General features: G+C 67.8%; 22 protein-coding genes and 1 tRNA gene. 14 read left to right on the forward strand and 9 right to left on the reverse strand.

Going from position 1 to position 22,238, the window contains the following annotated elements; translation table 11 throughout:
- Window positions 1–23: 23 nt before the first annotated feature.
- Window positions 24–713: a Bax inhibitor-1/YccA family protein gene (locus tag GZH52_RS09775; RefSeq protein ID WP_163316275.1), complete on the reverse strand. Its 690-nt coding sequence runs from the start codon at window positions 711–713 to the stop codon at window positions 24–26.
- Between the two features lie 158 nt (window positions 714–871).
- On the opposite strand from GZH52_RS09775, the gene GZH52_RS09780 reads away from it, so the two are divergent.
- Window positions 872–956 (forward strand) — tRNA-Leu (locus GZH52_RS09780).
- Window positions 957–1,135: 179 nt separating this feature from the next.
- On the opposite strand, the gene efp is transcribed toward GZH52_RS09780, so the two are convergent.
- Genes efp through GZH52_RS09800 form a run of 4 tightly spaced genes read right to left on the reverse strand, consistent with a single transcriptional unit; the run spans window position 1,136 to window position 5,089 of the window.
- Entirely contained in the window at window positions 1,136–1,699 is a 564-nt protein-coding gene (gene efp, locus GZH52_RS09785) for an elongation factor P (protein ID WP_163316276.1), read from the reverse strand.
- A 57-nt stretch (window positions 1,700–1,756) separates the two neighbouring features.
- Entirely contained in the window at window positions 1,757–2,896 is a 1,140-nt protein-coding gene (earP, locus tag GZH52_RS09790) for an elongation factor P maturation arginine rhamnosyltransferase EarP (RefSeq protein ID WP_349290654.1), read from the reverse strand.
- A 52-nt stretch (window positions 2,897–2,948) separates the two neighbouring features.
- On the reverse strand, window positions 2,949–3,272 hold the full coding sequence (locus tag GZH52_RS09795; protein ID WP_163316277.1) for a cupin domain-containing protein: 324 nt from the start codon (window positions 3,270–3,272) through the stop codon (window positions 2,949–2,951).
- Window positions 3,269–5,089, reverse strand: a complete 1,821-nt coding sequence (locus GZH52_RS09800) for an aminopeptidase P family protein (RefSeq protein ID WP_163316278.1) — start codon at window positions 5,087–5,089, stop codon at window positions 3,269–3,271. The genes GZH52_RS09795 and GZH52_RS09800 overlap by 4 nt, the downstream gene beginning before the upstream one ends.
- Window positions 5,090–5,193: 104 nt before the next feature.
- On the opposite strand from GZH52_RS09800, the gene GZH52_RS09805 reads away from it, so the two are divergent.
- On the forward strand, window positions 5,194–5,940 hold the full coding sequence (locus tag GZH52_RS09805) for a sporulation protein (protein WP_163316279.1): 747 nt from the start codon (window positions 5,194–5,196) through the stop codon (window positions 5,938–5,940).
- A 50-nt stretch (window positions 5,941–5,990) separates the two neighbouring features.
- Here GZH52_RS09805 and GZH52_RS09810 read toward each other — a convergent pair whose 3' ends face one another.
- The 3 genes from GZH52_RS09810 to GZH52_RS09820 form a co-directional block, all read right to left on the reverse strand.
- A complete protein-coding gene (locus tag GZH52_RS09810; RefSeq protein ID WP_163316280.1) occupies window positions 5,991–6,356 on the reverse strand; it encodes a hypothetical protein in 366 nt (121 codons plus the stop codon).
- 123 nt (window positions 6,357–6,479) lie between these two features.
- Window positions 6,480–7,661 (reverse strand): acetyl-CoA C-acetyltransferase, encoded by a 1,182-nt coding sequence (locus tag GZH52_RS09815; RefSeq protein ID WP_163316281.1) that lies wholly within the window; start codon window positions 7,659–7,661, stop codon window positions 6,480–6,482.
- A gap of 112 nt (window positions 7,662–7,773) precedes the next feature.
- Window positions 7,774–9,540 (reverse strand): PHA/PHB synthase family protein, encoded by a 1,767-nt coding sequence (locus GZH52_RS09820; protein WP_163316282.1) that lies wholly within the window; start codon window positions 9,538–9,540, stop codon window positions 7,774–7,776.
- A 233-nt stretch (window positions 9,541–9,773) separates the two neighbouring features.
- Here GZH52_RS09820 and GZH52_RS09825 point away from each other — a divergent pair, with 233 nt between their 5' ends.
- Both GZH52_RS09825 and GZH52_RS09830 read left to right on the forward strand, forming a co-directional pair.
- A complete protein-coding gene (locus tag GZH52_RS09825) occupies window positions 9,774–10,427 on the forward strand; it encodes a fumarylacetoacetate hydrolase family protein (protein ID WP_163316283.1) in 654 nt (217 codons plus the stop codon).
- The gene (locus GZH52_RS09830; RefSeq protein WP_163316284.1) at window positions 10,424–10,816 is read left to right on the forward strand and encodes an RNA-binding S4 domain-containing protein; all 393 of its coding nucleotides are present in this window, start codon (window positions 10,424–10,426) and stop codon (window positions 10,814–10,816) included. Before GZH52_RS09825 ends, GZH52_RS09830 begins: the two co-directional genes overlap by 4 nt.
- Before the next feature lie 98 nt (window positions 10,817–10,914).
- On the opposite strand, the gene GZH52_RS09835 is transcribed toward GZH52_RS09830, so the two are convergent.
- On the reverse strand, window positions 10,915–11,172 hold the full coding sequence (locus GZH52_RS09835) for a hypothetical protein (protein WP_203525700.1): 258 nt from the start codon (window positions 11,170–11,172) through the stop codon (window positions 10,915–10,917).
- Between the two features lie 88 nt (window positions 11,173–11,260).
- On the opposite strand from GZH52_RS09835, the gene GZH52_RS09840 reads away from it, so the two are divergent.
- The 10 genes from GZH52_RS09840 (at window position 11,261) to truA (ending at window position 22,238) form a co-directional block, all read left to right on the forward strand.
- The gene (locus GZH52_RS09840; protein WP_163316285.1) at window positions 11,261–12,421 is read left to right on the forward strand and encodes an MFS transporter; all 1,161 of its coding nucleotides are present in this window, start codon (window positions 11,261–11,263) and stop codon (window positions 12,419–12,421) included.
- 172 nt (window positions 12,422–12,593) lie between these two features.
- Window positions 12,594–14,003: a 3-isopropylmalate dehydratase large subunit gene (leuC, locus tag GZH52_RS09845; RefSeq protein ID WP_163316286.1), complete on the forward strand. Its 1,410-nt coding sequence runs from the start codon at window positions 12,594–12,596 to the stop codon at window positions 14,001–14,003.
- Window positions 14,000–14,143 carry an entericidin A/B family lipoprotein gene (locus tag GZH52_RS09850; protein ID WP_163316287.1) on the forward strand — a complete coding sequence of 48 codons (144 nt, stop codon included), beginning with the start codon at window positions 14,000–14,002 and terminating at the stop codon, window positions 14,141–14,143. Before leuC ends, GZH52_RS09850 begins: the two co-directional genes overlap by 4 nt.
- An 11-nt stretch (window positions 14,144–14,154) precedes the next feature.
- Window positions 14,155–14,793, forward strand: coding sequence for a 3-isopropylmalate dehydratase small subunit (leuD, locus tag GZH52_RS09855; protein ID WP_163316288.1), 639 nt, complete (start codon window positions 14,155–14,157; stop codon window positions 14,791–14,793).
- Between the two features lie 23 nt (window positions 14,794–14,816).
- Window positions 14,817–15,884, forward strand: coding sequence for a 3-isopropylmalate dehydrogenase (gene leuB, locus GZH52_RS09860; protein WP_163316289.1), 1,068 nt, complete (start codon window positions 14,817–14,819; stop codon window positions 15,882–15,884).
- 200 nt (window positions 15,885–16,084) lie between these two features.
- Window positions 16,085–17,197, forward strand: coding sequence for an aspartate-semialdehyde dehydrogenase (asd, locus tag GZH52_RS09865; protein WP_163316290.1), 1,113 nt, complete (start codon window positions 16,085–16,087; stop codon window positions 17,195–17,197).
- Between the two features lie 75 nt (window positions 17,198–17,272).
- Window positions 17,273–18,277, forward strand: coding sequence for an aspartate-semialdehyde dehydrogenase (locus tag GZH52_RS09870; RefSeq protein ID WP_163316291.1), 1,005 nt, complete (start codon window positions 17,273–17,275; stop codon window positions 18,275–18,277).
- A 161-nt stretch (window positions 18,278–18,438) separates the two neighbouring features.
- Entirely contained in the window at window positions 18,439–20,799 is a 2,361-nt protein-coding gene (locus GZH52_RS09875) for a motility hub landmark protein FimV (RefSeq protein WP_239058087.1), read from the forward strand.
- Window positions 20,800–20,817: 18 nt separating this feature from the next.
- Window positions 20,818–21,453, forward strand: a complete 636-nt coding sequence (locus tag GZH52_RS09880) for a hypothetical protein (protein ID WP_163316293.1) — start codon at window positions 20,818–20,820, stop codon at window positions 21,451–21,453.
- Window positions 21,429–22,238 carry a tRNA pseudouridine(38-40) synthase TruA gene (gene truA, locus GZH52_RS09885; RefSeq protein ID WP_163316294.1) on the forward strand — a complete coding sequence of 270 codons (810 nt, stop codon included), beginning with the start codon at window positions 21,429–21,431 and terminating at the stop codon, window positions 22,236–22,238. The genes GZH52_RS09880 and truA overlap by 25 nt, the downstream gene beginning before the upstream one ends.

Below are 22,238 nucleotides of genomic sequence, written 5' to 3' on the forward strand. Positions count from 1 at the left end.
CCTTTTTTGTACGCACCGCAAACTTAGTCGCGGTCGCCACCGAAGGCCATGAACAGTTGCAGCAGGCTGGTGAACAGGTTGTAGATACCGATGTAGATGGTCAGCGCGGCGGAGATGTAGTTGGTCTCGCCACCGTCGACGATCATTTTGACCTGCCAGAGGATCATCAGCGAGCTGAACAGTGCGAACGCCGCAGCCAGCGTCAGCTGCAGCGCGGGCAGTTGCAGGAAGATGTTGGCGACGACGGCGACCATCAGCACGATCGCGCCGACGGTCAGGAAGCGGCCGAGGCCCGACAGGTCACGCTTGGTGGTGGTGGCGATGCCGGCCATCGCGAAGAACACGACCGAAGTCGCGCCGCCTGCCATCATCACCAGTTGCGCGCCGTTTTTCAGGCTGAGCGCGACCTGCAGCAAGGGACCGAGCAGCAGGCCCATGAACAGGGTGAACACCATCATCAGCACGACACCCATCGAGCTGTTGCGGTTCTTCTCGATCGCGAACATCAGGCCGTACAGCACGGCGAGCATGAGCAGGCTGGACATGATCGGGCTACCCGCCATGAACGCGAAGCTCATGTTGGTGCCGATCACCGCGCCGAAGATGGTCGGGATCATCGACAGAGCCAGCAGCGCGTAGGTGTTGCGCAGAACCTTATGGCTGGACCCGACCTGAGTGGTGCTCGTGTAGGCCGTGTGAAGGTTCGGTTGCATAAGGTTGAGTCTCCTTGTGGGTTGCGGTGAGCGTGTGACTTCACCAATGGTAATTGGTTTCCATTATGGATGGAAATTTCTTGTCCGGCTTGCCAGTGGCAGGCGCTGCGTGTAAGCTGCGCGCTCCTGTTCTGGGCGTGCGCGCCCGGCAAGACGGGGCGAGGGTGGCGGAATTGGTAGACGCACTGGATTTAGGTTCCAGCGCCGCAAGGCGTGTGAGTTCGAGTCTCATCCCTCGCACCAGTGGCTATTGATTTGCCGCACTATTGAACACAACCCGTGTCGATCATGGCGTACTGCCGTGTCGCGCGGGTTTTGTCATTTTGGCGGCCTGTTCTTGCCGTGGATGCAAGGGTCGGCGCCGTGCGGGCCAGCAAAAAGGCACCCCGCGGGGTGCCTTGTCGAATGCGGCCTGGGCTTGCTTAGGCGCGCTTCTTGAATTCGTTGGTGCGGGTGTCGATCTCGATCTTTTCGCCGGTGTTCACGAACGCCGGAACCTGTACTTCGAAAGTGGTACCTACCAGGCGGGCCGGCTTGAGGACCTTGCCCGAGGTGTCGCCGCGCACGGCCGGTTCGGTGTACTCGACTTCGCGCACGACGGTGGTCGGCAGTTCCACGGAGATCGCCTTGCCGTCGTAGAAGGTCACCTGGCACACATCTTCCATGCCGTCGACGATGTAGTTGATGGTGTCGCCCAGGTTGTCGGCTTCGACTTCGTACTGGTTGAATTCGCTGTCCATGAACACGTACATCGGGTCGGCGAAGTAGGAGTAGGTGCAGTCCTTGCGGTCGAGCACGATCACGTCGAACTTGTCGTCGGCGCGGTAAACGGTTTCCGAGCCAGCACCGGTCAGCAGGTTCTTCATCTTCATCTTGACGACGGAAGCGTTGCGGCCGGACTTGCTGAATTCGGCTTTCTGCACAACCATCGGGTCGTTGCCGACCATGAATACGTTGCCTGGACGGAGTTCCTGTGCGGTTTTCATTGCGTGTAAGTTCCCAAACTCTTGAATTGAATCGGAAAAGCGGTTCCGAGAAACGGGCTATTGTAGCCGGTTTTCGCAGAAATGCACCAGTCTTGTCGCAAGATCGCCGCCGACGAGCTGTTGGTCGGCCCACTGCCAGCCGTGGCGGGCCAGCGCGGGCGTGCGGGCGATGAAGGCGTCCCAGTGTTCGGCGAGGCCGTGGTGGCGGTTGAACGCGTGTTGCGCGGCGACCAGCGCGTCGCGCGTCGCGCCATCGAGCGTCGCGGTGAAACGGGCCAGGAAGGCGTCGAGCTTCACCATGTGCGCGTCCTCGTCCTGCGGGTAGATGTGCCACAGGAAGGGGCGCGCCGCCCATTGCGCGCGCATGAAGCTGTCCTCGCCGCGCACGATGTTGACGTCGCAGCTCCACAGCAGGCGGTCGAAGCCCGCCTGGTCGGTGAACGGCAGCACGTCGACCTGCAAATTGCCGAGGTTCACGCTGTCGCCGGCGGCCAGCTTCTCTTGCCCGAGCGCGCGCGCGACATCCGCCAGCACGCGGCTGGCCGGCACCAGCACCCGCCACCGGGTGTCGCTTTCCGCTAGGTGTTGCAGCCAGGGTGTGACCGCGGCGTTCTCGTAGCAGAACAGGCTAACCCAGCGTTCCGCATCCTGTCTGGGGTTGATGCCGCGTGCCTGCCACCAGGCGGCCTGGCTGGCGGTATCCGCCTGCCAGCGCTCGCGTTGGCGGGTCAGGCCCTCTTCGCAGATCACGCCGCCGGTCTTCTCGCCAAAGCCCGGGAAGAAGAAGTGCTTGGTCAGCGGCAGGCGCGGGTGCGGGGAGGGCAGCGCGTGGCAGCCTTCGACCCAGCTTTCTGCCGACAGGTACTCGAGGTTGATCCACACCGGCGCCACCTGGCGTTCAGCCATCGCCTGCTGGTAGTTGTGTGGCAGCGCGCAGCCGAACGCCTCGATGACGACGTCGGCGATGGCGTCGGGCGCGGCGACGCCCGGTACCCAGTGCACGACTTCGACCCGGCCGATCGTCTGTCGGGCGGCGTTCGCGTCGATGCCGGGCTGGATGCGCGCGAAGCTTTTAAGGTCGTCGACCCACAGCCGCATGCGCCAGCCTTTTTCCTGGTCGAGCTGGCGGGCGAGGCGCCAGGCGACGCCGATGTCGCCGAAGTTGTCGATGACGTTGCAGAAAAGGTCGCAGTGCACGGGGCTCTCCAGTCGGCGGGGGCGCGATTGTAAACGGACGGCGTGCGCGCTGTCAGGCTGCACCGAAGAACACCGCCAGCCAGACGGTGTCGGTGCCGGCCGCGGTGCGCTCGACGCGGTGGCGGCAGCCGGCGGGCAGCCACGCCCAGGCACCGGGGGTGAGCATGAGCCGCTTACCGTCGTCGAACCCAAGCTCGGCCTCGCCGCTGACCAGCAGCACGAATTCGTCCTCGTCCTGTACGTACCAGAATCCCGGCGGGGACGCCTGCCCGTGCGAGACGATGCGCTCGACGCGCCCGCCGCCCGAGCGCGCGAGCGTCTCGAAACGCTCGGCGTCCAGCGCCGCGGGCAGGGCCGAGAGCAGGTGGCCGTTCATCGCGCGGGCAACGGCTCGGTCGCGGCGAGCAGCCACGCGAGTGCGTCGCCTGCCAGGTGGGGCGACAGCCGCTCGCGTACGCGCTCGTGGTAGGCGTTCAGCCACGCGGTCTCGTCGACGCTTAGCAGGGCAAGGTCGAGGCAGCGGGTGTCGATCGGGCACAGCGTCATCGCCTCGAAGGCGAGGAAGTCGCCGAAGCCCGCGTTACCGGCGGCAACATTCAGCACCAGGTTCTCGATGCGTACGCCCCACTGGCCCGGGCGGTAGATGCCCGGCTCGATCGAGGTGAGCATGCCTTCTCGCATGGCCTTGTCGGGTGTCGGCGCCGCGCGCGAGATGCTCTGCGGCCCCTCGTGCACGTTGAGGAAGTAGCCGACGCCGTGGCCGACGCCGTGGCCGAAATCGACGCCGTCGCGCCACAGCGGGGCGCGCGCGAGCGCATCCAGCGTGGGCGACAAGGTGCCTGCCGGGAAGTGCGCGCTGGAGAGCGCGATCACGCCCTTGAGTACAAGGGTGCAGTCGCGCTTCTGTTCAACCGACGGCGAACCGATCGCGACGACGCGGGTGATGTCGGTGGTGCCGCCCAGGTACTGGCCGCCGGAGTCGATCAACAGCAGGCCGTCGCCTTTGACCTCGCTGTGTGCGGCTTCGGTCGCGCGGTAGTGCGGCAGCGCGCCGTTGGCGTTAAAACCCGCGATGGTCGCGAAGCTCAAGCCGACAAAGCCCGGCTGGCGCGCGCGTGCGGCGGTCAGCCGCTCGTCCACGGTCAGCTCGGTGACGTGCTCGCCGCGCGCAAGCGCCTTGTCCAGCCACGCGAAGAATTCGCACAGCGCGGCGCCGTCCGCTTCCATGGTGCGGCGGATCTGCGCGGCCTCGGCCGGCAGCTTGCACGCCTTCATAAGCGTTCCCGGGTTGATCGCCTCGACCTTGTGCACGGTCGGGGCCGGCGCGGTTGCAAAGCCGTGCGTCACGCGCGCGGGGTCGAGCAACAGCGTGCCGGCGGGCAGGGCGGCGAGCGCGGCCTTGGCGGTCTCGTAAGGTGCGAGGGTGATGCCGTCCGCCGCGAGTGCGGCGGCAAGGGCTGGGTCTATGCGCTGCGCGTCGACGAACAGCGTCGCGCTGTCCTCCCCCAGCAAGAGGTGGGCGAGGAAGACCGGGTTGTACTCGACGTCGCTGCCCCTGAGGTTGGTCAGCCACGCGATGTCGTCGAGCGTCGAGAGCCAGTGCCAGTTGGCGCCGGCGTCCCGCATCGACGCGCGCACGCGGGCAAGCTTGTCCGCGCGCGTCTCGCACGCCCAAGGTGCCGTGTGTTCGTAGACGCGCGACGCGGGCAGCGCCGGGCGGTCCGTCCAGACTTGTCCTGGCAGGTCGACGCCATAGTCGACCTGGGCACCGGCGTTGCCCAGCGCAGCTTCCAGCGCGCGTGCGGCACTGCTGGAGAGCACGTCGCCGTCGACCGCCAGCCGCTCGCTGGGCTTGAGCGTGTTGGCGAGCCATTGCAGGTGTTCCTGGCTGGCGGCGGTCTCTACCTTCATCAGGGAGACGCCGCTGCCCGCGAGCTCGCGCTCGGCCAGCTCCCAGTAACGGCTGTCCGCCCACAAGCCGGCGAAATCGGCGGTGACGACCAGCGTGCCGGCCGAGCCGGTAAAGCCGGACAGCCAGACGCGGGCCTGCCAGTGCGGGCACAGGTATTCGGACAGGTGCGGGTCGGCGGTCGGGACCAGGCAGGCGGCGTAGCCTTGTGCGTGCATGGCTTGGCGCAGGGCAAGCAGGGCGGAATTCATCGTGGCTGTTTCCGGAAGGTTGTAAGCGTTCATTGTCGGCCGCCGGCGCATGAGCGGCAAGCAGGCCGGCGCCCGGAACTGTCATCAAATCTGGATGTCCTACCGGCGACTTTCACCCATTTGAAGTGAGATGATTCATGTTCAAGAAGCTATTGGCCGCCGCCGGTGTCGGCGGCGCGACGGTCGACACCCGCCTCGCCAACCCGCGGCTCGCGCCGGGTGAGGTGCTCCGTGGCGAAGTGGTGGTGCAAGGCGGCAGCGTCGCGCAGCGCATCGAGGCGATCGACCTCTTGCTGATGGCCGAGGTCGAAGTCGAGTCGGGCGACCATGAGCACCGCGAGGCGCGCGCGCTTGGCCGCTTGCGGGTGTCCGGCGCGCTGGAGATTGGCGCCGGAGAGACGTCTTCGCTGCCGTTCGCGCTGACGTTGCCGCGCGAGACGCCGGTCAATCTGCTGAACCACCACGGACGGCCGCTGGCGGTGTGGATCCACACCGACCTTGCGATCGCGCAGGCGCGCGACAACGACGACCGCGACTGGCTGGAAGTAATGCCGACCCCGCAGATGCAGGCCCTGTTCGCCGCCTTCGAGTCGCTGGGCTGGGGGCTTTACAGCACCGACGTCGAGGCCGGTACCGCGCGCGCGGGGCAGGTCACGACCACGCTGGGCTGCTACCAGGAGTTCGAGCTGCGCCCGTACCGCTCGCAGTGGCAGCTGCAGGAGATCGAGCTGACCTTCATCCCGGACGGCGACGCCTATCAGGTGCTGGTCGAAATCGACGCCCGCTTCGGGCGCGACGGCTATACGGTGCTGACCATGGGACGCGACTACGCCACGGTCGACTGGGCGCGCCGCCTGCGCGAACGCATCCCCGCGCTGGGCTGAAACAATAAAGAAGCCGGGCGACGCCCGGCTTCTTGCTGGCCGTGCTGGCCTCAGTTGCTGAGGATCTTGAGCACGGCCTTGGCGTCGGACGCCTGCTGCTTGAGCGTGTCGACCTGCTCCTTGAGCTCGGGGTTGACGATGGCGGCGGCCTCGCCGAGCTTCTTGGCGACGCCGAAGGCGGCGGACGCCTGCGACTTGAGTTCGGCCACCGGCGCGCTGCCGTCCTTGACCTGTGCCTTCAATTCGCCAATGGCAGCGGACGCCTGCGCCTTCAGGTCGCCCAGGGAAGCGCTCGAGTCGCTGTTGGCGACGCCGATGGCGGCGGAGGCAGCCTGCTGCAGCTTGGCGGTGTCCTCGCCGCTGCACGCGGCCAGCAGCACGGTCAGGGTCATCGCGACGGGGATCATGGGTTTCATGCGTGGAGGCTCTCTTGCGGTGGAATCCAGAGTCTGAGCATGGCAGACCCGACAAGTTCCCGCCTTGCCGAGCCAAGAAAAACGCCGCGCATCGGCGCGGCGTTGTCGGGTACAGGCTCAGGCTCAGGCTGCTTCGACGGCCAGCGCGACGCCCATGCCGCCGCCGATGCACAGCGTGGCCAGGCCCTTCTTGGCTTCGCGGCGCTTCATCTCGTGCAGCAGGGTGACCAGCACGCGGGCGCCGGATGCGCCGACCGGGTGGCCGATCGCGATCGCGCCGCCGTTGACGTTGACTTTGCCGAGGTCCCACTCGAGCTCGCGGGCGACGCCCAGCGCCTGCGCGGCGAACGCTTCGTTGGCCTCGATCAGGTCGAGGTCCTGCAAGCGCCAGCCGGCCTGCGCCAGTGCCTTGCGGGTCGAGTCGACCGGACCCATGCCCATGATCTCGGGCGCGCAACCGGTCAGCGCGTAGCCGCGTACCACGGCCAGCGGGGTCAGGCCCAGTTCGGCGGCCTTCTTCGCCGACATCATCATCACCGCGGCGGCGCCGTCGTTGATGCCGGAGGCGTTGCCGGCGGTGACGGTGCCGTCCTTCTTGAAGGCCGGGCGCATCTTGGCCAGCGCGTCGTAGGTGGCGCCGTGGCGGATAAACTCGTCCTGGTCGAAGGCGAGCGCGTCGCCCTTACGCTGCGGCACCATCACCGGCACGATCTCGTCGGCGAAGCGGCCGGCTGCTTGAGCCGCTTCGGCGCGGTTCTGCGAGGTGACGGCGAAGCGGTCCTGCTCTTCGCGGGTGATGCCGTACTTCTCGGCGATGTTCTCGGCGGTGATGCCCATGTGGTAGCCGTTGTAGGCGTCGGTCAGCGCGTCGAAGATCATGTGGTCGACCAGTTGCGCCGAGCCCATGCGGAAGCCGTCGCGCGAGCCGGGCAACAGGTGCGGCGACATCGACATGCTTTCCTGGCCGCCGGCGATCACGATCTCGGCGTTGCCCAGCGCGATCGCCTGTGCGGCGAGGTGGGTCGCACGCAGGCCGGAGCCGCACAGCACGTTCAGCGATGAGGCCGGGGTGGTGATCGGCAGGCCGGCCTTGATCAGCGCCTGGCGCGCCGGGTTCTGTCCGGTGCCGGCGGTCAGGATCTGGCCGAGGATGACTTCGCTGACGGCTTCGGCGCCGACGCCGGTTTCGGCGAGCAGTGCCTTGATCACGGTCGCGCCAAGCTCGGGCGAGGCGATCTTGGCGAGGCTGCCGCCGAAGCTGCCGACGGCGGTACGTTTTGCTGCGACGATGACGACTTCTTGCATGGGTTTCTCCTGACTCTTTTTGTACGGGTGTGGCTGGGTGTTTCGCTGCAACGCGGATGTTGCCATGCAACAAACGCGTTGAACAGCCATTTTCGAGCGTTTGCTCGGTGTATTACGCGTTGCCGACCAGCGCGGCCAGCGGCAGCATCGCCTTGGCGCGCACGTACTCGCCCGGCGCGTCGCACAGCGGGGCGTGCGCCTTGTTGCCGAAGCCCTTCGGCGCGGCGACGTCCTTGCCCGAGCGCGGCGCGAGCCACGCGTCCAGGTCCTTCCACCAACTGCCCGGCAGGCTCTGTGCGGTCTCGAACCACGCGTCGGCGGTGGCCGGCTGCGCGTCGTTGACCCAGTAGTTGCGCTTGTCCTTGGTCACCGGGTTGATCGCGCCGGCGATATGGCCGGACGCGCCGAGCACGAAGCGCTTCTCCGGCGCGCCCGTCAGGAAGGGCAGGCCCATGTAGGCGGACTTCCACGGCACGATGTGGTCTTCGCGCGCGGCGAAGACGTAGACCGGGATGTCTATGCTGGAAACGTCGACCGGCTCGCCGCACAGGGTGAGGCTGCCCGGCCGGGTCAGCGCGTTGTTCAGGTAGAACTCGCGCAGGAAGGTGGTGTGCATCGGCAACGGCAGATCGACCGAGTCGTTGTTCCAGTACAGAAGGTCGAACGGCGGCGGCGTCTTGCCCAGCATGTAGTTGTTGACGACGTAGTTCCAGATCAGGTCGTTGGCGCGCAAGGACGCGAAGGTGCGGCCGATTTCCTTGCCGCTGACGATGCCGCCCTGGTCGGCCTTGGCCTCGCGCTCGGCGACCAGCTTCTCGTCGATGAACATGCGGATCTCGCCCGGCTCGCTGTGGTCGATCAGGCTGGTCATGAAGATCGCGTTGTCGACCTTGTGGATGCCCCTGGCCTTCATCACCGCAAGCGCGGTGGTCAGGATCACGCCGCCGATGCAAAAGCCCAGCGCGTTGACCGTGTCCTGGCGGGTGATGTCGCGCACGGTGTCGATGGCGGCGAACACGCCGTCCTCGACGTAGTTGTCCCACTTGAAGTGCTTCATGTCCGGGGTGGCCGAGCGCCACGACACCAGGAACACGCGGTAGCCCTGCGCGACGAAGTGGCGGACCATCGAGTTTTCAGGCTGCAGGTCCATCAGGTAGAACTTGTTCACGCAAGGCGGCACGATCAAGAGCGGCTTCTCGTGCACCTTGTCGGTGGTCGGCGTGTACTGGATCAGCTCGATCAGCGTGTTGCGGAACACCACCTTGCCCGGCGTGGTCGCGATATTCTCGCCCAGCTCGAACTTGCTCTCGTCGGACATCGAGATATGGCCCTTCTCGATGTCGGCGAGCATGTTCTTCATTCCCTCGACCAGACTCTCGCCGCGGGTCTCGATCGCCTGCTTGATCACCTCGGGGTTGGTCAGCATGAAGTTGGTCGGCGCCATCGCGTCGATGTACTGGCGGGTCACGAAGGCGAGCTTCTCCTTCTCGTCGTCCGCCACCTGCGCCTTGTCGACCAGCTCGTTCATCCACTTGGCGGTCAACAGATAGCTTTGCTTGATGAAGCTGTAGAACGGGTGGTCGCTCCACTCGGACGCGGCAAAACGTTTGTCGGCGGCCGGCGCGGGCGCCGCCCCGCTGTTGCCCTGGCCGAGGAACTGCATCCACAGGCCCATTTGCTGCTGGTAGAGCTGGGTCTGCAGGTCGATCAGCTGGGTCGCGCCGCTGATCATCTGCTGCCAGCCCTGTTCGAGGGGGCCCTCACCTTCGGTGCAGGCCTTGGCCGAGATCGTGTTGACGAACTGCTGCATCCACTTCTGGTTCGCTTCGGTCAGGTTGGCGAAGAAACGGTCGAGCGATACGGGGGCTTCCTGGGTCACGCTTGTCCTCCTTGGTGTCGTAATGCCTGAATTCGTTGTTTGCTGCCGGCGTCCCGGGCTGGCCGGTGCGCGCCGAGTGACCGATTCCAGAGTATCAATATTTCGATGACAGGTTTACTGTGATGACGTTTTCATTGATGCGGCGCAAGCAGGGTGTTGCGGCGACGCACAAGGTACGCGCCGGGCAGGGGCCGGCCGTGGGATAATCGGCCGATTGACCGGGGGAATGGAGCATGACCGAACTTGACCTGGCCGGCCGCGCGGTGCGTCCGGCAAACATCTTCTGCATCGGGCGCAACTACGCGGCGCACGCGGCCGAGCTTGGCAATCCTGTGGAAGAGGAGCCGCTGGTGTTCCTCAAGCCCACCTCGGCCCTGTTGCCCGAGGGGCAGGCCATCGTGTTGCCGGCCTTCTCGTCCGACGTGCATTACGAGGCCGAGCTGGTGCTCTTGATCGGCGAGAGCGGCAACGACATCGCCGAGGGCGACGCGCTTTCCCATGTCGCCGGCTACGGGCTGGGGCTGGACCTCACTTGCCGCGACGTGCAGAACGCCGCCAAGGCGCGCGGCCTGCCGTGGGCCAAGGGCAAGGGCTTTCGCGGCGCGGCCTGCGTGTCGTCCTTCGTGCCGGCACGCGAGGTCGCCGACCCGGGGAGGCTCACCTTCACGCTCGACATCAACGGCGAGCGCCGGCAGACGGGCGACACCTCGCACATGCTGTTCCCGCCTGCGCGCCTGATCGCCTATCTGTCGAGCGTGTTCGGGCTGAGCGCGGGCGACCTTGTCTACACCGGCACCCCAGCCGGCGTCGCCGCGCTCAAGCCGGGCGATGCACTGGCGCTTGAGTTGCCGGATCTGGTGCAGGCTAGCTGGCAGGTCGCCCGATGAGCGCGGCGGACGAGGACAAGGTTCGTCTGGACAAATGGCTGTGGGCGGCGCGCTTTTACAAGACGCGCGCACTCGCCAACGAGGCGATCGAACTGGGCCGGGTCGAGATCGGCGGCGTGCGCGTCAAGCCTTCGCGCACGGTCCGGGTCGGCGACGTGATCGCGCTGCGCGCGGGCGCGCTTCACTGGCAGCTGACGGTGCTCGCGCTGGCGGTGCAGCGGCGGCCGGCGGCCGAGGCGCGGCTCCTGTACCTTGAGGACGAGGCGGTGCGCGCCGAACGCGAGGCGCGCCAGGCGCTGATCAAGGCCGAGCACGCCGGTCAGGCGCACAGCGAGGGGCGGCCGACCAAGAAGGCACGCCGCGCGCTCGAGCGCTGGCGCGAATCCTGATGGCCTGTCCACGAGTAGCGTATCGCTAGGAGCGGCCCCTTTGGCCACATCGGGCGGGCGCGGGCGCCAGCTATGCTGCCCGGTCTTGCCTGCGGGCGTCAGGCGGCGGAGCGGGGCGTTTCCTCGCCCTGCAGGGCCTCGATCAGCCGGCTGCGCGACTGGATGTGGTGGTCGAAACGCCAGTCGCGCATCAACTCCAGCGCGGCCTCGAAGTAACGCATGTCGATCTCGTACAGCGTCCGCACGTCGAAGGCATCGCCGTACTCGAGCGCGCGCGCCAGCGCCTTGAGGACCTCGACCTGCTCGGCGTTGTCACCCGATTCGATGAAGTGGCGGATGCGTTTGGCTGCGTTCATGCGCAGACTCCCGTGGTGGCCGCTGGGCCGACCTCATGGTTATGGACGACGCACGGCGCGCTGTCAGCCGCCGTTATAATCCCGCCCCATGAATCCCTCTGTCTCCCTCGCGCCGTTCGCGGCGTTCTACTTCACCTATTTCGCCTTCCTCGGTCTGTTCTCGCCGTTCTGGGGGCCATACCTTGCGTCGCTGTCGTTTTCCGCATGGCAGATCTCGGTGCTGATTTCCCTGTCCACCTTCGCGCGTATCGTCGCGCCCGGCCTGTGGGGGGCGCTGGCCGACCACCTGGGGCGGCGCCGGCCCATCATCGTCGCAACCTCACTCGCCGCCGCCGGCTTTTTCGCGCTGGTCGGCGTGCGCAGCGACTTTGAGTGGCTGTTCGGCTCGCTCGCAGTCGCGCTGTTCTTCTGGGCGGCGCCGCTGCCGCTGGTCGAGGCGGGCACCGCCGAGCTGACCCGCGGCTCGCCCGGGCGTTACAGCCGGGTGCGGCTATGGGGGTCGGTCGGTTTCATCGTGCTGTCGGTCGGTGCGGGCTTCCTGCTCGATACGCTCGGTATCGCCGCCTTGCCGTGGCTGGCCACCGCAACGCTGGTCGCCGTGGGCGGCGCCGCCTGCGCGCTGCCCGAGGTCGCGCCGCCCAAGCGTGCCGGGCCCAGGGCGCCGATCGGCCGGGTGCTCTCGCAGCGGCCGGTGCGCGCGCTGTTCGCCGTGGTGTTCCTGATGGCGTTCGCGCACGGCCCTTACTACGTGTTCTATTCGATCGCGCTGGAAGGGGCGGGCTACCCGCGCGACGCGGTCGGCCTGTTGTGGGCGGCCGGCGTCGGCGCCGAGGTGTTGATGTTCTGGCTGATGCCGCGCCTCACCGCGCGCTGGCCGCCGGTAAGGCTGATGCAGCTCTCGCTGGCTGCCGCGGTGCTGCGCTTCGCGCTGATCGCGTCGGCGCTGTCGACGCCCGCGCTCGCGCTCTTCGCGCAACTCATGCACGGGCTGACCTTCGGCGTGCACCACGCGGCGGCGGTCGCGTTGCTGCACGACGCCTTTGAGCCGCATCAGCGCTCGCGCGCGCAGGGTCTCTACATCGTCGCCGGCTTCGGTGTCGGCGGCAGCCTGGGCGGGCTCGCCAGCGGCGTGCTGTGGCCGCTGGGCGGCGCGCCGCTGGTGTTTGGCGTCAGCGCACTTGCGGCGCTGGCAGCCTGTGTGCTGGGCTGGCGTTCGCTCGCGCCGCGCGACCCTGATTGCATAAGTTAGACGGTGTGTCCATTTTTCGGACAAGCTGTCTGATTGTGTGCAAGCCTTGTCTGGCAAGGGTTTGCCTCAGGATCAGGCGACACTTTTGCAGTGCGGAATATGGTGCTTGTAACAGGGTTGGACGCTATGACAGAATGGCTTATCCAGATTGCAAACCGATGACGACAAGACCATGAGCGCACAAACCCTGTACGACAAGTTGTGGGCCTCGCATGTGGTGCGCGAGGAGGCGGACGGCACCTGTCTGCTGTATATCGACCGCCACCTGGTGCACGAGGTGACCAGCCCGCAGGCCTTCGAAGGGCTGAAACTGGCGAACCGTCCGCTGTGGCGCAAGGACTCGGTGGTGTCGACCGCCGACCACAACACGCCGACCGACCACTGGGACCAGGGCATCCAGGACCCGATCTCGCGGCTGCAGGTTGAGACGCTGGACGCCAATATCGCCGAGTTCGGCGCGCGCGCGTACTTTCCGTTCAAGGACCCGGGCCAGGGCATCGTCCACGTGATGGGGCCGGAGCAGGGTGCGACGCTGCCGGGGATGACCGTGGTGTGCGGCGACAGCCACACCTCGACGCACGGCGCGTTCGGCGCGCTAGCGCACGGCATCGGCACCTCCGAAGTCGAGCACGTGATGGCGACGCAGTGCCTGGTTGCCAAGAAGTCGAAGAACATGCGGGTGGCCGTGACCGGCAAGCTCGGCGACGGCGTGACCGCCAAGGACGTCGCGCTGGCCGTGATCGGCGTGATCGGTACCGCCGGCGGCACCGGCTACGCGATCGAGTTTGCCGGCGAGGCGATCGCCGGCCTGTCGGTGGAAGGCCGCATGACGCTTTGCAATATGGCGATCGAGGCCGGCGCGCGCTCGGGGTTGGTCGCGGTCGACGACAAGACCATCGCCTACGTGCAGGACCGTCCGCTCTCGCCCAAGGGCGAGGCGTGGGACAAGGCGGTCGCCTACTGGCGCACGCTGGTGTCGGACGAGGGCGCGCATTTCGACCACGAGGTGGTGCTCGACGGCGCGGCCATCGTCCCGCAGCTGACCTGGGGCACCTCGCCCGAGATGGTGGTCGGCATCGACGGCAAGGTGCCGGACCCGGCAAAGGAAGCCGACCCGGTCAAGCGCGCCGGCATGCTGCGCGCGCTCGAGTACATGGGACTCACCGCCGGCACGCCGATGCAGGAAATCGGCGTCGACGTGGTGTTCATCGGCTCGTGCACCAACTCGCGCATCGAGGATTTGCGCGAGGCGGCCGCCGTCGCACGCGGCCGCAAGAAGGCGGCCACCGTCAAGCGCGTGCTGGTGGTGCCGGGCTCGGGCCTCGTCAAGCGCCAGGCCGAGGCCGAGGGGCTGGACAAGGTGTTCACTGAGGCGGGCTTCGAGTGGCGCGAGCCGGGCTGCTCGATGTGCCTGGCGATGAACGCCGACCGCCTCGCGAGCGGCGAGCGCTGCGCGTCGACGTCGAACCGCAACTTCGAAGGCCGGCAGGGGCAGGGCGGGCGCACCCACCTGGTCAGCCCGGCGATGGCCGCCGCTGCTGCGGTGACCGGCCGCTTCGCCGACGTGAGGACGCTCGCATGATGCGTCTGGGCAGCCTTTTCATCCTGTTCGCGTCGGTGCTCAGTGCCGGCTGCAATACCGTGCAGGGCATGGGGCAGGACATCCAGAAGGGCGGGCAGGTAGTCAGTAACGCCGCCCGCGACGTCGCCAACAAGTTCTGACGGGATACGCCATGAAAGCATTCACCACCCTGGACGCACTGGTGTGTCCGCTTGATCGCGCCAACGTCGACACCGACGCGATCATCCCCAAGCAGTTCCTCAAGTCGATCAAGCGTTCCGGCTTCGGCCCCAACCTGTTCGACGAGTGGCGCTACCTCGACCACGGCGAGCCGGGCATGGACAACGCCGCGCGGCCGCAGAACCCGGACTTCGTGCTCAACTTCCCGCGCTACCGGGGCGCCGAGATCCTGCTCGCCCGCGAGAACTTCGGCTGCGGCTCCAGCCGCGAGCACGCGCCGTGGGCGCTGGACGACTACGGCTTCCGTGCGGTGATCGCGCCGTCGTTCGCCGACATCTTCTTCAGCAACAGCTACAAGAACGGCCTGTTGCCCATCGTGCTGCCGGCCGAGGTGGTCGACCGCCTGTTCGCCGAGTGCGAGGCGAAAGAAGGCTACCGGCTGACGGTCGACTTGCCCGCGCAGCAGGTGGTGACGCCGGACGGCACCGCCTTCGGCTTCGAGATTACCGAGCACCGCAAGCGCTGCTTGCTGGGCGGGCTTGACGAGATCGGCCTGACCCTGCTGCACGCGGCGGACATCCGCGCGTTCGAGGAAAAGCGCCGCGCCGACCAGCCCTGGCTGTTCGCCTAAGACAGCATCCAAGGAGAATCCATATGAAAAAAATCGCCATCCTGCCCGGCGACGGCATCGGCCCGGAAATCATCGCGCAGGCGGTGCGCGTGCTCGAAGTGCTCAAGGCTGACGGCCTGAAGATCGAGTGGTCGTTCGCGCCCCTGGGCGGCGCCGCGGTCGACGAATTCGGCTCGCCGTATCCGTCGCTCACGCAGAGCCTCGCCCGCGAGGCGGACGCGGTGCTCTTGGGCGCGGTCGGCGGCCCGCAGTACGACAACCTGGACCGTCCGCTGCGCCCCGAACGCGGCCTCTTGGCGATCCGCAAGGACCTGAACCTGTTCGCCAACCTGCGCCCGGCCATCCTCTACCCGGAGCTTGCCAACGCGTCCACCCTCAAGCCCGAGGTGGTCGCCGGCCTCGACATCCTGATCATCCGCGAGCTGACCGGCGACATCTATTTCGGCCAGCCGCGCGGCATCGCGGTGAACGAACTGGGCGAGCGCGAGGCGTACAACACCATGCGCTACAGCGAGGGCGAGATCCGCCGCATCGCGCATGTGGCGTTCGCGGCTGCCATGAAGCGCGGCAAGAAGCTGTGCTCGGTCGATAAGGCCAACGTGCTGGAGACTACCGAGTTCTGGAAGGAGATCATGATCGACGTCGCGCGCGAGTACCCGGAAGTGGAGCTTACGCACATGTACGTCGACAACGCGGCGATGCAGCTGGTGCGCCGCCCCAAGCAGTTCGACGTGATGGTGACCGGCAACATCTTCGGTGACATCCTGTCGGACGAGGCGTCGATGCTGACCGGCTCGATCGGCATGCTGCCCTCGGCGTCGCTCGACGAGAAGGGCAAGGGCCTGTACGAACCGTCGCATGGCTCGGCGCCGGACATCGCCGGCAAGAACCTGGCCAACCCGCTGGCGACCATCCTGTCCGCCGCGATGATGCTGCGTTACAGTCTGGGTGAAGAGGCCGCGGCGGTGCGCGTCGAAGACGCGGTGAAGAAGGTGCTGGCGCAGGGCCTGCGTACCGCCGACATCTTCGAGGCCGGCTGCGAGAAGGTCAGCTGCTCGGGCATGGGCGACGCGGTGGTCGCGGCGCTGTAAACGGTCGGGTTGGGGGTGGTGGTGGGTTACGGCCTTCAGCCTAACCCACCCTACGAGGCCAACGGGTAGGGTGGCTTAGGCGGCTGACCGAGCGCGGCAAGCGAAGCGGCGCGAGGGAATGGCCGCCGTAACCCACCGCGGTACGCGGCCAGGCCTCCGGCACGACACAAGAATTCATTGGGATCAAAGAGAGAAAGACGATGAGAGCAGGTTTTGTAGGCTGGCGCGGGATGGTGGGTTCGGTGCTGATGCAGCGCATGCGCGAAGAGAACGACTTCGCGGTGATCACCGAGCCGGTGTTCTTCACCACCAGCAATGTGGGCGGCAAGGGGCCGGATATCGGCCGCGACGTGCCGGCGCTGAAGGACGCGAAAAACATCGACGAGTTGAAGTCGATGGACGTGATCGTCACCTGCCAGGGCGGCGATTACACCAGTGAAATCTATCCGCAGCTGCGCGCGGCCGGCTGGAAGGGCTACTGGATCGACGCGGCGTCCACGCTGCGCATGGCCGACGACGCGGTGATCATCCTCGACCCGGTCAACCGCACGGTGATCGACGACGCGCTTTCGCGCGGCGTGAAGGACTACGTCGGCGGCAACTGCACGGTGTCGCTGATGCTGATGGCGCTGGGCGGGCTGTTCCAGAACGACCAGGTCGAGTGGGTCACCTCTATGACCTACCAGGCGGCCTCCGGCGCCGGCGCGCAGAACATGCGCGAGCTGCTCACCGGCATGGGTGCGGTCAACGCCGAAGTGAGCGAGCTGTTGGCCAACCCGGCCTCGGCGATTCTCGACATCGACCGCAAGGTGTCCGACTTCCTGCGCTCGGACGAATTCCCGAGCCAGAACTTCGGCGTGCCGCTGGCCGGCAGCCTGATTCCGTGGATCGACAAGGACCTCGGTAACGGCCAGTCGAAGGAAGAGTGGAAGGGCGGCGTCGAGACCAACAAGATCCTCGGCCGCAGCGCCAACCCGGTGCCGGTGGACGGCCTGTGCGTGCGCATCGGCGCGATGCGCTGCCACAGCCAGGCGCTGACCATCAAGCTGAAGAACGACATTCCGCTGGACGAGATCGAAGCCATGCTGGCCGCGGCCAACCCGTGGGCCAAGGTGGTGCCGAACACCCGCGAGGCGTCGATGAAGGAACTGACGCCGGCGGCGATCACCGGCACGCTGACGACCCCGGTCGGCCGCCTGCGCAAGATGGCGATGGGCGGCGACTACCTGTCGGCGTTCACCGTCGGTGACCAGCTGCTGTGGGGCGCGGCCGAGCCGCTGCGCCGCATGTTGCGCATCCTGATCGAGCGCTGAACGGCTACAATAGCCGCCGACGCTTGAACCCCCGAAAGGCGCTACGGCGCCTTTCCTGCTTTTTCGGAGACAAAAATGGACACCAAGATTTCCCTCGCGCTAATCGGCGCCAAGACCCTGGTCGGCGAGGCCGTGCTCGAGATGCTGGCCGAACGCGGCCTGCCGCTGGCGAAGGTCTACGCGCTGGACGACGAAAAGTACGAGGGCGAGACCGTGTCCTTCGGCAACCTCGAACTCGACGTCGCCTTCACCGACGACTTCGACTTCGAGAACGTGCAAATGGTGCTGTTGGCCGCCGGTGCCGACACCGCGCGCCGCTTCGTGCCGGACGCGCTCGCCGCCGGCTGCGCGGTGGTCGATTTTTCCAGCGCCTACCGCGCCGACCCAGCCGTGCCGTTTTACGCGCCGGGCGTGGCCGAGGCGATGCCGTCCGACGGCGAGCGGCTGATCTCGGTGCCCAACTGCACGGTGACGCCGCTGGCTATGGCGCTCGCACCGTTCGGCAAGGGGTTGCGCCGGGTGACGGTCGCCACCTACCAGTCGGTGTCCGGCGCCGGGGGCGAGGCGATGCGCGAACTGGCCGAGCAGACCACCGCGCTTTTCTCGCAGCGCGACGCCGAAGTCGGCGTGTTCGCCAAGCGCATTGCGTTTAACGTGCTGCCGCAGATCGGCGACACCGACGGGGCCAGCGTGTCGGCCGAAGAGGCGTCCATCGCAAGCGAGCTGCGCCGCCTGCTTGGCCTGCCCGAGCTCGTTATCGAGCCGACCTGCGTGCGCGTGCCGGTGTTCTTCGGCCACGGCTGGGCGGTCGCGCTTGAGCTGGATCAGCCTGTGACGGCGGACACTGTGGTAGAAAAGCTTACGCGCGCCGGGCTGCGTGTGGTCGGCAAGGACGACGCATACGGCCCGTACATCACGCCGATGGAAGCGACCGGCACCGACGCGGTCTGGGTGAGCCGCGTACGGATCGACGGCTGCCGCGTGCAGTTCTGGCTCGCCGCCGACAACGTCAAGGCGGGCGCCGCGCAGGCGATCGTGCGTGGCGCACAAGCCATGCTGGCAGCCGGTTGCTGCGGCTAATTAGTGATATGTATTAATCTTTCGTGTAATTTATCGCGAACAAATATCGTAGCGGCGGCGCAAGGGGATACGCTGCCGCCCCGATTCCAATCGAACCGAGGACCGGAAGGCAGGCTGTGACCGTGCAAACTACAAGAAAACTGGGCGCTGTTTTGGTGTCGATGTTGTTTGCCTCGACCGCATGGGCGGGGCTGGGCGGCATCCAGGTCAATTCGCACCTGGGCGAGTCTTTGCGGGCCAGCATCCCGTTGAGCGGTGAAGACGCCCGCACCGGCGACTTGTCGGTCCGCCTCGCCAGCCGCGAGGCGTTTGGCGAACTGGGTGTCGATTACGCGCCGGCGCTTTCCTCGCTGCGCTTCTCGGTGGTGCGCCAGGGTGGCAAGGCCTACGTGCGCGTCACCTCCAGCCAGCCGCTGAACGAGCCCTTCCTGCGTTTCGTCGTCGAGGCGCGCACGCCGTCCGGGCGCAGCCTGCGCGAGTACACGGTCCTGCTGGACCCGGCCGACTACCCCTTGCGCCAGCGCGTGCTCGAGCAGGACCTGCCGCTTGCGGCGCCGGCACAGGCCAGGGCCGTACCCGCCGCGCCGCGCGTGATGGGCGGGCGCATCCGCGTCGAGCCGGGCCAGACGCTGATGTCGGTCGCGCGCGCCGTGCGGCCGCAAGGCACGAGCCTCGCGCAGACCATGGACGCGATCGTCGCCGCCAACCCGCAGGCATTCGCGGAGGGCGACCCGTCGCGCCTGCTCGCGGGCTCCGTGCTCAGGGTGCCGTCGGACGCCGCGGTGCGCGGCGGTGGCGTGCGCGCGGCCGACACGCCGACCAAGCCGGTCGAGCGCGCGCCGGCCAAGGCCGCGCCTGCGCCGCAGCCCAAGCCTGCTGCCGCGCCGGCAGTGGCGCCGGCAGGCAAGGTGCCGGCCGAAGTGGTCAAGCTGAGCGTTCCCGAGGCCGCGAGTGATCCGGCGGCCCGCCAACTCGCGCTGGAGCAGGAGATCGCCCGCCGCGACCGCGAGATGGATGAGACCCTCGCCAAGATCGCCCGCCTCGAAGCGCAACTCAAATCGATGCAGCAGGGCGCTTCGGCGCCGGCGGCCGCCGCGCCCAAGCCGCAGGCGCAGCAGCCCTTCCGCGAAGTGACGCCCGAGCCGTCGATGGTCGACTTCCTGCTCGAGAAACTGCCGCTGGTCGGCGGCGGTCTGGCAGCCTTGCTGCTGGCGCTGTTGGGCGTACGCGTGGCCCGCCAGCGCCGCGCACAAAAACAGCTGGGCGCGACCCTGGGCGCCGGTGTCGGCTCGCTGACCCAGGTCGACGCGCTGGGCGCGGGGCCGCTTGGCACCACCGCGCTCTCCGGCGGCAATACCTTCCTGACCGACTTCACGCGCAGCAACCTGGGCGGGCTCGACGCGGGCGAGGTCGACCCGGTCGCCGAGGCCGAGGTCTACCTCGCCTACGGCCGCGACGAGCAGGCCGAGGAGATCCTCAAGGACGCGCTGGCCAAGGACCCGACCCGCCACGAGGCGAGGGTCAAGCTGCTCGAGATCTACGCGCAGCGCGGCAACAAGGGCGCGTTCTCGCAGCAGGCCGCCGAACTGAAGGCGGCGACCGATGGCCGTGGCCCGCTGTGGGCGCGTGCGGTCGCGCTGGGGCAGGCGCTCGACGCGGGCAACCCGCTCTATGCGCTGGCCGACGCGGAAGCCCTGTTCGCGGCCGCGCCGCCGTCCGGTCCGATCGACCTGGACGCCGAGCTTGGCGTGCCGGCCGCTGCCGAAGCGCCGCCGGCGCCCCGTGCGCCAGCGGCACCTGCCGCCGCCGCCGACCCGCTCGCCGCGCTGTTTGCCGAACCCGAGGCCAAGGCCGCGCCGGTAGCACAGGAGCCGGTCATCGCCGTTGAAGCGGCGCCTGCGCCCGAGCCGGCCGCCGACAAGCACACGCTGGACTTCGACCTTGACGCGCTGTTCGCGGAGGAAAAGCCGGCCGTACCGAGCGCGCCGGTCCCGCCGGCAGCGCCTGCTCCTGCCGACAGCAACCTGCTCGATTTCGACTTCAACCTGGCCGCGCCGGTCGAGGTGGAGGCGGCGCCGGCACCGGCACCGAAGGCGGTTTTGGCGGAGCAGGGCTTCGACGCCCTGTTCGCAGCACCCGAGCCAGTGGTCGCGGCACCCGCGCCGGCCGAGCCCGAGGGGTTCGACGCGCTGTTTGCCGAACCCGCGCCGAAGGCCCAGGCGGCACCGGCAGCCGCCGCGGCAGCGGACGTCGACGCGCTGTTTGCCGCGCCTGCCGAAGACGCCGTCAAGGCCGCGCCTGCCGCGTTCGACTTCGACCTCGACGCCGAGTTTGGCGGCGGTGCCGACGATGCGAAAGAGCGCGCGCTGCGCGACGACCCGCTGTCGACCAAGCTTGACCTTGCCCGTGTCTACCTCGACATGGGCGACAAGGAAGGCGCGCGCGAAGTGCTGAACGAACTGGTCGGCGAGGCCGGCGGCGCGCTGCGCGACGAGGCGCGCCAGATGCTGGCCAAGCTCTGATGAGCGAGCTCGCGCCGGATGGCGGCGCCTGAGCGCATGCTGCCCGGCGCCTGGCTTGCCGCGTGGCTGAACCTCTGCGTATTGCTCGCCTTCGTGCCGCCGCCGCTGACGTGGGCGCTGGCCGGGCTCGCCGCGGTGGCGGCCGCCTGGTGGCGGCCGGCGCTGCTCGGCGCCTCCCTTCGGCGGATGTGCTGGCTGCTGCTCTCGCTCATGGCGGTGATGGCGTGGACGACGCCGGGCGACGCGCTGTTTGACGCTGTCTGGGCGCCGACCCGGCAGGGCCTGGCGGCCGGCGCGACGCAGGCCGCGCGGCTGTTGTGCGCGGTGCTGGGCGTACGCGCGATCATTGTTGCTTCCCCGCGGCCGGCCTTGCTCGGCGCGTTCTACCAGGCGTTCCGCCCGCTCTCCCGCCTCGGGTTTCCTGCCGATACGCTCGCCGTGCGCCTGTGGTTGACGCTGGACGCGGTCGACGCATTGGGACGGGTGCCGCTCAGGGCGCTGTGGGCGCGGCTGGGCCGCGCGCTGGATCCGGACGTGGCGGTGTCGGGGCCGGATAGGGTAGAGTTGTTTCTTTGCAAATGGCGTACGCGCGAATGGTGTCTTGTCGCGGTATGCGCGCTGGTGAGTGGATGGACGATCGCAAGGTGGGGGTAAGGATTGCGCTGGGCGTCGAGTACGACGGCCGCGCGTTCAGCGGCTGGCAGAGCCAGCCTGACGGCAATACGGTACAGGACGCGCTCAACCGCGCGCTGTCGGTGATCGCGCACGAGCCGGTGGTGTGCGCGGCGGCCGGGCGTACCGACGCCGGCGTGCACGCCGCGATGCAGGTCGCCCATTTTGACACGACCGCCCGCCGCCCGCTCTCGGCATGGGTGCGCGGCGTCAACGCCCACCTGCCGCCGGAAGTCGCCGTGGTGTGGGCGCGCGAGGTCGGCGACGACTTTCACGCGCGCTTTTCCGCCTTTTCGCGCAGCTACAGCTATTTCCTGCTCAACCACCCGGTCAGGCCCAGCCTGCTCGCCGGCAAGGTCGGCTGGTACCACGCGCCGCTCGACGCCGGCGCGATGCGCGAGGCGGCGGTTTCCCTGCTGGGCCGGCATGATTTCTCGAGCTTCCGCGCCGCCGAGTGCCAGGCCAAGAGCCCGGAGAAGCACCTGCAACGCTTCGACGTCGACGAACAGGACGGGCTGATCCGTTTCGATTTGACCGCCGACGCCTTCCTGCACCATATGGTGCGCAACCTGGTCGGCGCGCTGGTTTATGTCGGCAGCGGCCGGCTGAGCCTCGACGGCCTGAGCGAGCTCGTCGCCGCGCGCGAGCGGCGCCGTGCGCCGCCGACCTTCATGCCGGACGGGCTCTACCTGACCGGTGTCGGCTACCCCGAAACCTTTGGCCTGCCAAGCTGTGCCCAGCCGGCTCGGCTCGCCCTGTGGAGATGA

Origin of the sequence: Crenobacter caeni, assembly GCF_010435965.1 — a bacterium.
Classification (GTDB): domain Bacteria; phylum Pseudomonadota; class Gammaproteobacteria; order Burkholderiales; family Chromobacteriaceae; genus Craterilacuibacter; species Craterilacuibacter caeni.

Bases quoted from the DNA above. Each gene is read 5' to 3' on its own strand.
- GZH52_RS09815 (WP_163316281.1), bottom strand. From the start codon at position 7,661: ATGCAAGAAGTCGTCATCGTCGCAGCAAAACGTACCGCCGTCGGCAGC.
- GZH52_RS09835 (WP_203525700.1), bottom strand. From the start codon at position 11,172: ATGAACGCAGCCAAACGCATCCGCCACTTCATCGAATCGGGTGACAAC.
- GZH52_RS09810 (WP_163316280.1), bottom strand. From the start codon at position 6,356: ATGAAACCCATGATCCCCGTCGCGATGACCCTGACCGTGCTGCTGGCC.
- leuB (WP_163316289.1), top strand. From the start codon at position 14,817: ATGAAAAAAATCGCCATCCTGCCCGGCGACGGCATCGGCCCGGAAATC.
- GZH52_RS09875 (WP_239058087.1), top strand. From the start codon at position 18,439: ATGTTGTTTGCCTCGACCGCATGGGCGGGGCTGGGCGGCATCCAGGTC.
- GZH52_RS09825 (WP_163316283.1), top strand. From the start codon at position 9,774: ATGACCGAACTTGACCTGGCCGGCCGCGCGGTGCGTCCGGCAAACATC.
- GZH52_RS09830 (WP_163316284.1), top strand. From the start codon at position 10,424: ATGAGCGCGGCGGACGAGGACAAGGTTCGTCTGGACAAATGGCTGTGG.
- GZH52_RS09805 (WP_163316279.1), top strand. From the start codon at position 5,194: ATGTTCAAGAAGCTATTGGCCGCCGCCGGTGTCGGCGGCGCGACGGTC.
- efp (WP_163316276.1), bottom strand. From the start codon at position 1,699: ATGAAAACCGCACAGGAACTCCGTCCAGGCAACGTATTCATGGTCGGC.
- GZH52_RS09880 (WP_163316293.1), top strand. From the start codon at position 20,818: ATGGCGGCGCCTGAGCGCATGCTGCCCGGCGCCTGGCTTGCCGCGTGG.
- leuC (WP_163316286.1), top strand. From the start codon at position 12,594: ATGAGCGCACAAACCCTGTACGACAAGTTGTGGGCCTCGCATGTGGTG.
- GZH52_RS09850 (WP_163316287.1), top strand. From the start codon at position 14,000: ATGATGCGTCTGGGCAGCCTTTTCATCCTGTTCGCGTCGGTGCTCAGT.
- leuD (WP_163316288.1), top strand. From the start codon at position 14,155: ATGAAAGCATTCACCACCCTGGACGCACTGGTGTGTCCGCTTGATCGC.
- GZH52_RS09775 (WP_163316275.1), bottom strand. From the start codon at position 713: ATGCAACCGAACCTTCACACGGCCTACACGAGCACCACTCAGGTCGGG.
- truA (WP_163316294.1), top strand. From the start codon at position 21,429: ATGGACGATCGCAAGGTGGGGGTAAGGATTGCGCTGGGCGTCGAGTAC.
- asd (WP_163316290.1), top strand. From the start codon at position 16,085: ATGAGAGCAGGTTTTGTAGGCTGGCGCGGGATGGTGGGTTCGGTGCTG.
- GZH52_RS09840 (WP_163316285.1), top strand. From the start codon at position 11,261: ATGAATCCCTCTGTCTCCCTCGCGCCGTTCGCGGCGTTCTACTTCACC.
- GZH52_RS09795 (WP_163316277.1), bottom strand. From the start codon at position 3,272: ATGAACGGCCACCTGCTCTCGGCCCTGCCCGCGGCGCTGGACGCCGAG.
- GZH52_RS09870 (WP_163316291.1), top strand. From the start codon at position 17,273: ATGGACACCAAGATTTCCCTCGCGCTAATCGGCGCCAAGACCCTGGTC.
- GZH52_RS09800 (WP_163316278.1), bottom strand. From the start codon at position 5,089: ATGAACGCTTACAACCTTCCGGAAACAGCCACGATGAATTCCGCCCTG.